At 63.4% G+C, this 10,549-nt stretch carries 8 protein-coding genes; 5 read left to right on the top strand and 3 right to left on the bottom strand.

The window, feature by feature from the left end:
• Nucleotides 1–21: 21 nt before the first annotated feature.
• Nucleotides 22–1,935 (bottom strand): peptidylprolyl isomerase, encoded by a 1,914-nt coding sequence (locus tag GSQ89_RS22065; RefSeq protein ID WP_158929235.1) that lies wholly within the window; start codon nucleotides 1,933–1,935, stop codon nucleotides 22–24.
• Between the two features lie 153 nt (nucleotides 1,936–2,088).
• Here GSQ89_RS22065 and GSQ89_RS22060 point away from each other — a divergent pair, with 153 nt between their 5' ends.
• The 5 genes from GSQ89_RS22060 (at nucleotide 2,089) to GSQ89_RS22040 (ending at nucleotide 9,962) form a co-directional block, all read left to right on the top strand.
• Entirely contained in the window at nucleotides 2,089–3,018 is a 930-nt protein-coding gene (locus GSQ89_RS22060; RefSeq protein ID WP_158929233.1) for a dihydrodipicolinate synthase family protein, read from the top strand.
• A 170-nt stretch (nucleotides 3,019–3,188) separates the two neighbouring features.
• The gene (locus tag GSQ89_RS22055; protein ID WP_158929231.1) at nucleotides 3,189–6,866 is read left to right on the top strand and encodes a Hint domain-containing protein; all 3,678 of its coding nucleotides are present in this window, start codon (nucleotides 3,189–3,191) and stop codon (nucleotides 6,864–6,866) included.
• A gap of 527 nt (nucleotides 6,867–7,393) precedes the next feature.
• Nucleotides 7,394–8,044 (top strand): EcsC family protein, encoded by a 651-nt coding sequence (locus tag GSQ89_RS22050; RefSeq protein WP_158929229.1) that lies wholly within the window; start codon nucleotides 7,394–7,396, stop codon nucleotides 8,042–8,044.
• 233 nt (nucleotides 8,045–8,277) lie between these two features.
• On the top strand, nucleotides 8,278–9,630 hold the full coding sequence (locus GSQ89_RS22045) for an acyclic terpene utilization AtuA family protein (protein WP_158929227.1): 1,353 nt from the start codon (nucleotides 8,278–8,280) through the stop codon (nucleotides 9,628–9,630).
• Nucleotides 9,627–9,962, top strand: a complete 336-nt coding sequence (locus GSQ89_RS22040) for a hypothetical protein (protein ID WP_158929225.1) — start codon at nucleotides 9,627–9,629, stop codon at nucleotides 9,960–9,962. The genes GSQ89_RS22045 and GSQ89_RS22040 overlap by 4 nt, the downstream gene beginning before the upstream one ends.
• A 21-nt stretch (nucleotides 9,963–9,983) precedes the next feature.
• Here the strand turns inward: GSQ89_RS22040 and GSQ89_RS22035 are convergent, their stop codons facing one another.
• Both GSQ89_RS22035 and GSQ89_RS22030 read right to left on the bottom strand, forming a co-directional pair.
• Nucleotides 9,984–10,307: a type II toxin-antitoxin system PemK/MazF family toxin gene (locus GSQ89_RS22035; RefSeq protein ID WP_158929223.1), complete on the bottom strand. Its 324-nt coding sequence runs from the start codon at nucleotides 10,305–10,307 to the stop codon at nucleotides 9,984–9,986.
• On the bottom strand, nucleotides 10,304–10,531 hold the full coding sequence (locus tag GSQ89_RS22030; RefSeq protein ID WP_174254905.1) for an antitoxin MazE family protein: 228 nt from the start codon (nucleotides 10,529–10,531) through the stop codon (nucleotides 10,304–10,306). The genes GSQ89_RS22035 and GSQ89_RS22030 overlap by 4 nt, the downstream gene beginning before the upstream one ends.
• Nucleotides 10,532–10,549 lie beyond the last annotated feature (18 nt).

Raw genomic sequence — 10,549 nt, 5'->3', positions numbered from 1 at the left:
GCGCCCGCCATGACGGGATCCTTACTGGGCCTGGACGACACTGTCGAAGCCTTGCTGATTGATCTGCGGCTTGGCCCGCTGGCGCAGGGCATCGACGAACACCGTCGACAGGTCGTTGCTGATCGACTTGGACACCGCCGAACGTGCCTGATCGTAGCCCGCCTTGTCGGCCGCCGCATCCGGCTTCACGATCTCAACCAGTTGCGCCACCACGAAGCCTTCCGTGGTCTCGACCATCGTTGCCTCCTTCAGCTTCAGGCCGAACAGTGGCCGCTGCAATTCCGGCGGCATCGCGGGATTGCCCTGGTCCCGGGTCACCTGGGGGCTCAGTTTCGGCGTCACTCCGGCGACCGTCGCGGCGTCCGAGAACGTCTTCCCGCCCTGCACCGCCAGCATCATCGCGGTCGCCGCCTTATCCTGGCTCCGGCGCCGCTGATCCTGCTTCCAATCGTCCACCACCTGGGTTTTCACCGTGTCGAACGGCTTCACGCCGGGGGGAATCACGCTTTCCACCGACAGCGCGTAATACGCCGACCCGCCGGTGGAGGGCGTCTGCACCTCGGTCAGTTGCGGCTGGTCGCCCTGGTGCGCCTGGAATGCGGCGGCGATGATCGCGGCCTTCAGCTCCGCCGGTCCGGGGATCGGCGCGGGCACGCCGGCCTGGGTGTTCCCGGTCGAATCCAGGGTCCCGGCCACGCCGGCCAGCCCCAGGTCGCTGGGCAGGTTGTCCAGGCTGGTGCCGTTCCCCAGCAACTGGTCCAGCTTGTTCGCCCGGTCATAGATCAGGTCCGCCGCCTTGCTGGCGAGCACCCGGGCGCGGAGAGAATCCTTAACCTGCTCCCAGGTGGTGGTGGTGCCGCCGGTGGCTTTCGTCACCTTCACCACGAACCAGCCGAGTTGGCCTTTCACCGGGTCCGACACCGCGTTCACCTGGGCGGCGAATACCGCTTTCGCCAGGTCCGGATCGGGGAACTGCACCTGGGTCGCATCGTCCTGAGTGATGGCGGAGGCACTGGTCGCCTTCGCCGCCGCCTGCATCCCGGCCCAGTCCACACCGCCGCGCCATGTCTCGGCCAGGGTGCGGGCCTTCGCCTCATCCTGGGTGGAGATGACCTCGGCCGACCGCTTTGCCTCGGTCTGGTAGTCGGTTTTGTGCTCCTCGAAGGCCGCTTGCAGGTCGGCGTCGGTGATCTTGATCTCCGATGCCAGGGAGTCCGGGGACAACTCGACCGCCTTGATGCGGCGGTATTCCGGGGTGGTGTAGCTGTCCTTGTGATTCTCATACCAGCGGGTCAGCGCCGCGTCGTCGGGGGCGGGCGGTTCCGGCGCGGCGGACAGCGGAAAGAACGCCATGTCGGCGGAGCGTTTCTCGAACTCCATTTCATACAGCGGCTTCACCTCGGCATCCGGCGCGGCGGCCGAACCGCCGACCACCGACAGCAACTGCTGCTGGGCGATGTCGGAGCGAAGCTGCGCGAGGAACCGCGGTTCGGTGTAGCCGGCGTTCTGCAGCGCGGCGTCGAACGCCGTTCGGCTGAACTTGCCGCTGGAGTCCCGGAACGCCGGCATGGCGCGGACCTGGGCGGCCAGCGCAGCGTCCGGCGTGACGATCCGCATATCGCTCAATTCGATGCCGAGGGCGGCCTGCGCGATCAGCCGTTCAAGCGTCTGCTGGCCGACCTGACGCCGCAGACCGGCCGTCACCTCCTGACCAGAGGGCAAATCGCGGGTCTGCTGCGTCAAAGCGCGCTGGTATTCGGCCTGGAAAGTCGGGATTTCGATCGTCTCGCCCCCCACCTTGGCGAGCCAGGTTGGCGCGCCCATCATGCGGAAGATCTCGCCACTGATCCCCCAGCCGACGAACGACACCGCCATGATGAGGAAGAATATCCGGGCGATCCAGGACTCGGAGTAGCGGCGGAATTGACTGATCATGAAAGGCGACAGATCCGGAAATGGGAGACGGGCGCAGCATATACGGTGCCCGGGATCACAAGGCCAGCGGCTGTGTCGTGGGTGGGTGATCCGGCGTCTTGCATGCGGCGGCCGGGTGGCTGAGCATTGGCCGACTATCCTGGAGGAAGAAGCATGTCCAAGCCCTCAGTCGCGCCGTATCGCGGCGTGTTCCCGGTCGCACCGACAGTGTTCGATGACAATGGCGAACTCGACCTGGACGGCCAGAAGCGGGCGATCGACTTCATGATCGAGGCTGGGTCGCAAGGCATCTGCATCCTGGCCAACTGGTCCGAACAGTTCGTGCTGACGGATGAGGAGCGGGAACGGGTGATGCACGCGGTGCTCGACCACGTGGCGGGGCGGGTGCCGGTGATCGTGACGACGACGCATTTCGGCTCGCAGATCTGCGCCGAACGCAGCCGGCTGGCGCAGGCGGCAGGGGCGGCCATGGTGATGGTGATGCCGCCGTATCATGGGGCGACCATGCGGGCGTCGGAGGCGGGCATTTACGAATTTTTCCAGCGCGTGTCGGATGCGGTCTCCATCCCGGTGATGATCCAGGACGCGCCGGTGGCCGGGACGGCGCTGTCGGTGCCGTTCCTTGCCCGCATGGCGCGGGAAATTCCCAACGTCGCCTATTTCAAGATCGAGATGCCGCGGGCGGCCGACAAGCTGCGGGCGCTGATCGCGGAAGGCGGTGACTCGATCGTTGGGCCGTGGGACGGCGAGGAAGGGATCACATTGCTGGCGGACCTGGATGCCGGCGGCACCGGGGCGATGACCGGCGGCGGCTATCCCGATGGCATGCGTCAGATCGTGGATCCGCATTTGGCCGGTGACCGGACAGCCGCTGTGGCGGCGTATGACCGGTGGCTGCCACTGATCAACTACGAGAATCGCCAATGCGGGCTGCTGGCGGCGAAAGTGCTGATGCGGGAGGGCGGGGTGATCCGGTCGGAGATGGTGCGCCATCCTCTGGCGCCACTGCACCCGGCCACCAGGGCCGGGCTGATCGAGGTGGCTCGGCAGCTGGATCCGATGGTGTTGCGCTGGGGGCGGTGACGGCGTTTTCTTTTCATTCACGCAATTGCGTTGGCTGCCGGGCAGAGGCACTTGCTCGGCATATCGCAATAAATATAGTATTACATAAGCCTTCTGCGTCGGGTCATAAAAACCACAGCGTATTGAATGGCCGAAGCCGCCCTTGAAGGGCAATGGGGAGCAGAAAAGCGATGCCGGTCACCGTACCACCCGGGAACAGCACCTATTACCTCTCCGGAAACGGGGTGGTTGCATCGAACGGGTCGAACCGCTTGCTGCACAGCAGCCAGTACGCGATCGTCATCACCGGCAGCAACGATACGTTGATCAATACCGCGTCGCTTTTCGGGAGCGACGGTGGGGTCAGCATCAAGGGCAACAATGATACCGTCATTAACAACCTCTATATGGGGGGCCCTGGCGCCGAGTCCGCGATCACAATACTCGATAGCAATGCCAGTGTAACGAACACCGGCACCCTCGTGGGCGATGTTATAGGGGTTTATTTCGACGATCCCGGCGCCAGTGAAAGCGGTCTGACAAACAGCGGCCTGATCGTTGGGAACTCGGAATTCGGGATCGGCGTCTACGGGATCGGCGTCAAAATCAACAACCAGCTTGGCGGCACCATTATCGCTGGTGAATCCGGAATCTATCTCGAGCACGGGTCGACCGGCGGAACCATCACGAACTCTGGCTTCATCGGCGGTACCTACGCCAACGGCGTTGGTATCTATTCCACGGCCGGCGGCAGCGTCACGAACTTCAGTACCGGCCTCATCTCGGGCGGCGTCAGATTCACCGCGGCCAGCGGGTTGATCGTCAATTCCGGCAGCATCGTCGGCAACAGCAGTTACGGGCCGGTCGGATTGTACGCCGGCGGGACCGTCACCAACCTGTCCGACGGTAGGATCTCCGCCGATGGTACAAGTTTCGGTGTCAAGATCGAGGGGGGCGCCGGCACAGTCATCAACGCCGGACAAATCCTTGGCGGCGCGGACGCGGTGATCTTGGGCTCCGGCTTCACCAATCGCGTCATTGACGACCCTGGTGGATACTTCAAGGGGATCGTCGATGGCGGCAATGCCGTCGGTGGCGGGGCGATCAGTACGCTGGAGCTGGCTTCCGGGTCCAGCGCCGGGGCGCTGAGCGGCCTGGGGTCCGAGTTCGTGAATTTCGCCCAGACCACGATCGATGCCGGTGCCACCTGGCAATTCACCGGCACCAACAACGTCGCGGCCGGCGCGACGCTGGGCAATGCGGGCACGCTGGACACGTCGGGGGCGCTGATCGATTCCGGCGTCATGACGAATAACGGGCGGGTGATCATCAACGCCGGAAGCGTGCAGGTTGCGGCGCTGAACGGCAGCGGCACGATCGCGTTCGGCGGCGCCACGGGCGATATCCTGGCATTCAGCAGCACCGCGGCAAGCGGCAACGTCGTTTCGGGCATGGTCAGCGGCCAGACACTGGAGATCACCGGGCAGTCCGTTACGTCGGCGAATCTGGTCAACGGCGATACGTTGCAGCTTGGCCTGGCGTCGGGCGGTCCGATCGATATCAATTTGGATCCGAGCGGAAATTATACTGGGCAATTCTTTCATGCCAGCAATTCCGGCGGCAACAGCTTCATCATCGAGAACACCACGCCGTGCTACCTGGCCGGGACGCGCATCCGCACCGACAAGGGTGACGTTCGCGTCGAGGATCTTGCCATCGGCGATTGCGTCATCACGCTGGACGGTGCCGCCAAGCCGATCAAGTGGATTGGCACCCGGTCCTATGCGTCCGCTTTTGCGGCGGGCAATCGCGATATCATTCCGATCCTGATCAAGGCGGGTGCGCTGGGTACGGATGTGCCTGTCCGCGATCTTTACGTGTCTCCGCTGCATGCGCTGTTTTTCGACGATGTGCTGATCCAGGCCGAACATCTGGTCAACGGCGCATCGATCGTGCGTTGTCCGCATATCGATCCGATCCAGTATTTCCATATCGAGCTTGACCAGCACGATGTCATCTTCGCGGAGGATGCCCCGGCCGAGACGTTCGTCGATTGCGACAGCCGCGGCATGTTCCACAACGCGGCTGAATTTTCCCGGCTGTATCCGTCCGACGACTCGCAACGCTGGATGTTCTGCGCGCCGCGTATCGAGTCAGGTCCGATCCTGGCCCAGGTGCGCCGTGTCATCGACTCCCGGACCGGGTTGACGCCGAAGGATAGGGTGGATGTTCCCGGACCGCTGCAGGGCAATCTGGACGGGCTCGACGGCGCGTCCATCGGCGGCTGGGCCTTCGATCCTGAGCATCCCGGCTCTCCCGTGATCCTGGACGTGCTGGACGGCCATGGCCTGATCGCACGCGTGACCGCCAATCGCTTTCGCGCCGACCTGGAGGAGGCTGGGATCGGTGACGGGCGTCACGGTTTCGAGCTGCGCCTGACGCGCGGGCTGTCGCCGTTGACGGGGCATGAACTGCGTGTCCGGCGCGTGGCCGACGGGCGCGAACTGGCGGGGTCACCGCTGGTGATCGAGCCGCATAATGGCGCGTCCCTGCTGCGGGATGTCCGCCAGACGATGGATTTCGCGATCGACGTCGCCGACGATCCATCCACCCTGGACGCGTTACTGGATGTGTTGCTTGAGAGTACCGACCATGTCCGGCGGATACGGGCGGTGCATCGGCGGGATAGCGGCAGCGACGGTCCCCTGGTGCGCTGGGCCAAAGGGCCCCGGCACCGGCCGAAGCGGGCGCTGGTCATCGATGACCGGCTGCCGCGCTGGGACCGCGATGCCGGGTCCAATGCCGTCCTCAGCCATATCGCGGCGTTGCAGGCGCTGGGCTGGCAGGTTGAGTTCGTTGCGTCGGGGGAGATGGCGTCCAGCGATGACGCGGCGTTGTCGGCCCTGGGGGTGACGTGCCATCGCGCCCCGCTGGTTGCCTCGGTGGAGGAGGTGCTGCGGCGCGGGCGCGACATGTTCGACCTGGTTTATCTGCACAGGCTGTCCAATGCGGAGACGTATGCGCCGATGGTGCGGACCTGGCAGCCTCGGTCACGCGTTGTGTACAGCGTTGCCGACCTGCAACATGTTCGCGTCGCCCGGCAAGCGCGTGTGCATGGAAACGAGGAGTTGCTGGAGGAAAGCCGTCGCCTGAAACCGCGCGAGATAAATGCGATGCGGATGGTGGATGCGGTGATCACGCACTCGCCGGCGGAGGCAGACTATCTGCGGCAGGAGGCGCCGGGGCTGCCGGTCCATGTCGTGCCGTGGGCGTTGCAGGCGGCGGCGCGGACCGTGCCGCTGTGGCGGCGGCAGGGTGTCGCGTTCGTTGGCGGCATGCGGCATGCGCCCAATCCGGATGCGGTGCGGTGGCTGGCGGAGGAGATCATGCCGCGCGTGTGGGATCTCGATCCGGAGATGCCGTGCGTGATCGTCGGCAGCGACTGGTCGGGCCAGGGGTGGGACTGGTTGGATCGGCGGATGACGTTGGTGGGGCATGTCGATCAGTTGGCGGCAGTGTTCGACCAAGTGAGGCTGACCGTGGCGCCGTTGCGGTTCGGCGCTGGCATCAAGGGCAAGGTGCTGGACAGCTTGGCGGCCGGCGTGCCGTGCGTGATGAGCCGGATCGCGGCGGAAGGCATTCCGCTGGATGGGCTGCTGCGGGCGTTGGTATCGGATGGCCCGGCGGAGATGGCGGCGTTGATCTGCGAGCTGAATCGCCAGGCGGTGCTGCACGATCAGTATGCCGAGGCCGGGCTGGCGCTGGTGCGGGACCATTACACCGATGCCGTGGTCGCCGAGGCGATGGCAGCGGTTGTGGGTTCGGGGACGGCGGCGGTTGGTTCGGAAAGGCGGGTTCTCGCGGCCTGACGGTTGGGGGTGCCGTTTGCACCTCTGACGGGCGCGCCGGGTTTGCCGATGACCGCATTCCGCCGGGGGTGGAGATCGTCGAGCGGGGCGAACTCGACTACCTGGCGATGGAGTGCCTGGCCGAACGCACCCGCCGCTGCATCCGGCCACGCGGGCGGGGCTGATCGAGGCAGCTCGGTGGCTGGATCCGATCGTGTTGTGCTGTGGCGGTGAGTGGGCGTTGGGTTGTCGGATGGGGGTCGGTGGGTTGGGTGGTGTTTGGGTCGGGAAAGTAAGAATCTAACGATGGAAGTGGATGGACGCGGATGGTGATTGGCCACGACCAGTGATCCCCCACCATCCCGAAGGAAGGTTGCAACCGCCATCACAGCCAATCACAACCTATACGCGTAGTTCTCAGGGTTGAGAAGGCATTTCAAGATTTACCGACAGACTAGGTGCGTAGGGTCAGTTTTTTGTGGCAACTATGTCATGTTACGGTATATTACCCACTTGTCGCCACTCTCAGTTGCGCTCCTTGGGGGACTATGAGTAATCAAACGATAGACGAGGATGGTAATGAGGTAGAAGAAAAGGAGAATGTGATAACGAAGATAGTGGATTGGATGGTTGAAAAGAGTCTACCTGAAGTTGACAAATATGTTGGATCGTTACGATCTCTGAATCCAGAAATTTCAAACGATGCACTCGCGAGAAAGATCGTAAGCAGAAAATCCATGAAAAATGGACTCGTTGGTGCTGCTACTGGGGTGGGTGGACTTATTACTCTTCCAGTTACTGTGCCGGCTGATCTGGTAGCATCATGGAAGATTCAAATATTTATGGCTATCGCCATCGCTCACGTATATGGTCACGATTTAAAGGCGGCGAACATTAAGACAGACATATTTCTCATTTTAGCAGGTGATTCCGCTAAAGAGGGATTAAAGCGATTGGGAGTAGAAATGACAAAGGGTATAACCAAAAAAGCTATTGATAAATACATAACCAGGGAAATTATGGTGAAAATATGGAAGATTATCCCCCAAAAAATCATAACAAAAGCTGGCGAAAAATCGCTGACAAGCTTCATGAAAATGGTTCCACTTGTTGGTGCCCCTATTGGTTTCACCTTTGACTGGCTTTCTGCTCGGGCTACTGGTAAGGTGGCAATTCACTATTACAGTGGCGGAGACTAGAGTCAGAAAAAGAGGCACACGAGAAAGCGGATACCCGGATCGAAGGCAAATTCGACGCTTCCTCGCTTTGATGCTCATGCAGGCGCGCCCCTAGATAGCATCTGCGTGCTCAGCGTGCATCCATCTTCTTATCTGCGTTAGGCGCTTTTCTTTGCAGACCCACACGATCCGGCTGCAAGCGTGGACACCATCGGCGAACCCCGAGTACCATCCCACCCGACAAGGGGAACAGAATGGCACGCGACAAGATCAGGATCGGCTGCGGCGCCGGCTTTGCCGACGACCGGATTCCACCGGGTGTGGAGATCGTCGAGCGCGGCGAACTCGACTATCTGGCGATGGAATGCCTGGCCGAACGCACCATCGCCCGCGAGACGCTGGACCGGGCGAAGGACCCCGCCAAGGGCTACACCCCGGTGCTGCTGGAGCGGATGGAGGCGATCATGCCGCCGGCGCTGCGGCGCGGGGTGAAGATCGTCACCAACATGGGTGCGGCCAATCCGATGGGGGCCGCTCGGGCCGTGCGCAAGCATGCCGCCGAATGGGATTGTCCGGACTACACCTGCGCCGTGGTGCGCGGTGACGAGGTCACCGACGTGATGCGCGCGCATCCCGAGCTGCCGCTGATGGAAGACGGGGCGCGGTTGGAGTCGCTGCTCCCGAAGATGGCGTCGGCGAATGCGTATCTGGGGGCGGATGTGGTGGCGAAGGGGTTTGCCACTGGGGCGGAGTTGGTGGTCACCGGGCGGGTGGCCGATCCGGCCTTGTTCCTCGGGCCGATGCTGCATGCGTTCGGTTGGTCGTATGACGATTATCCGAAGCTGGCCAATGGGACGCTGGCGGGGCATCTGTTGGAGTGTTCCGGGCAGTTGACCGGGGGATGTTTTGCCGATCCGGGCCGGAAGGAGGTCGAGGACCTCGCCGGGCTGGGGTATCCGCTGGCCGATGTGTGGGCGGACGGGCGCGTGGAAGTGTCGAAGACGCCGGGGTCCGGCGGGCGGCTGGATGTGGCGACCTGCACTGAGCAGTTGCTGTACGAGATGCATGATCCGAGTGCCTACATCACGCCGGACTGCGTGCTGGACGCGTCGGGGGTGACGTTCCGGACGCTGGGGCATGACCGGGTCGGGCTGGATGGGGCGCGCGGGAAGCCGCGCACGGCAACCTACAAAGTGGTGGTGGGGTATTTCGACGGGTATATGGGCTCCGGTGAGATGGGCTTTGCCGGCATCAACGCGCTGGCTCGGGCGAAGCTGGGGATCGAGGTGGTGAAGGAACGTTTGCGCCGCCGCGGGCTGAGCTATGAGGAGATGCGGGTTGACCTGATCGGGATGAACTCGCTGCATGCCAACGATGCCAGTCTGTGTCCGGAGCCTTACGAGGTGCGGCTGCGGATTGCGGCACGGACGCCGGACAAGAAGGCGGCCGAGGCGGTGGGGGCGGAGGTGCGCAGCCTGCACATGCAGGGGCCGACGGGGGCCGGTGGCGGGATCAATTTCGGCGCAAGGCAGATATTGGCGGTGAAGTCGGTGCTGATCCCTCGGGAATGGGTGAAGCCGGAGATCGTGATGGAGCAGGCGGCATGAGCATCCGGGTTTACGATATCGCCCATGCGCGTGCGGGGGATAAGGGGAATACGTCGAATATCTCGGTGACCGCTTACAGTGATGAGGGCTGGCAGGTGCTGCGGCGGGAGCTGACGCCGGAGGTGGTGTTGGGGCATTTCCGGCACCTGACGCCCGGGCCCGTGCGGCGGTATGAGCTGCCGCAATTGCGGGCGCTGAATTTCGTCATCGAGAACGCGCTGGGCGGCGGGGTGACGCGGTCGCTGGCGATCGATCCGCATGGCAAGAGCCTGAGCGCGCTGATGCTGACGGTGGTGCTGCCGGGGCATAATGAGGGGGTGGCGAGGGCATAGTTCCGGTTCGTGTCAGCGACCTCACGCCAGACCGAGAAACACGGCAAGGACCCTGTTGACCGTCACCATGGTTGCGTCATCAAGCCGTCCAATGACCGGCCCCAACTTGCTGCGTGATGGCGTCTGCGGCTTGTCGACCATGATTTGCGAGCGCTTGGCCAATCCGTTCAACCCGCTCGGCTCGACGGGCACCCGCAACAGGGGCGCATCAACCAGTGTGCCGGTGATCGGCAGCACCGTGACGGATGCAAGGTCGCCAAAATGATCCGCCTGCACCACGAGGGCGGGGCGAGGCTTGCCCTGTTCGCCCTGCAAGGCGACCGTCACCAGATCCCCGCGCCTCACGCTGTCCAGCCGGTTATGTCGGACTCCTCAGCCCAGGCTTCGTCCTCGGCGAGGCTCTCCGCGTTCTCGCTCTGCCGGATAAGCCGCGCCTGCCGAACGCATTCCTCAGCAAAACCGATAGCCCGCGTATCGGGCACCCAGATCTGCAGCGGCCGCAGTCCGGCCGCCCGGAGCTTGTCACGCCGCCGCTGTACTCGCGCCGCACCTGTCTTGATCGCTGCCATGCGTTACATGTAGCGCTT

The organism is Acidisphaera sp. S103 (assembly GCF_009765975.1).
GTDB lineage: Bacteria > Pseudomonadota > Alphaproteobacteria > Acetobacterales > Acetobacteraceae > Rhodopila.
This window is presented reverse-complemented; position numbering and strand designations above follow the sequence as displayed.

Excerpts from the sequence above, each read along its gene's own strand:
- GSQ89_RS22040 (WP_158929225.1), top strand. The coding sequence starts at position 9,627 with ATGAGCATCCGGGTTTACGATATCGCCCATGCGCGTGCGGGGGATAAG.
- GSQ89_RS22045 (WP_158929227.1), top strand. The coding sequence starts at position 8,278 with ATGGCACGCGACAAGATCAGGATCGGCTGCGGCGCCGGCTTTGCCGAC.
- GSQ89_RS22065 (WP_158929235.1), bottom strand. The coding sequence starts at position 1,935 with ATGATCAGTCAATTCCGCCGCTACTCCGAGTCCTGGATCGCCCGGATA.
- GSQ89_RS22050 (WP_158929229.1), top strand. The coding sequence starts at position 7,394 with ATGAGTAATCAAACGATAGACGAGGATGGTAATGAGGTAGAAGAAAAG.
- GSQ89_RS22055 (WP_158929231.1), top strand. The coding sequence starts at position 3,189 with ATGCCGGTCACCGTACCACCCGGGAACAGCACCTATTACCTCTCCGGA.
- GSQ89_RS22060 (WP_158929233.1), top strand. The coding sequence starts at position 2,089 with ATGTCCAAGCCCTCAGTCGCGCCGTATCGCGGCGTGTTCCCGGTCGCA.
- GSQ89_RS22030 (WP_174254905.1), bottom strand. The coding sequence starts at position 10,531 with ATGGCAGCGATCAAGACAGGTGCGGCGCGAGTACAGCGGCGGCGTGAC.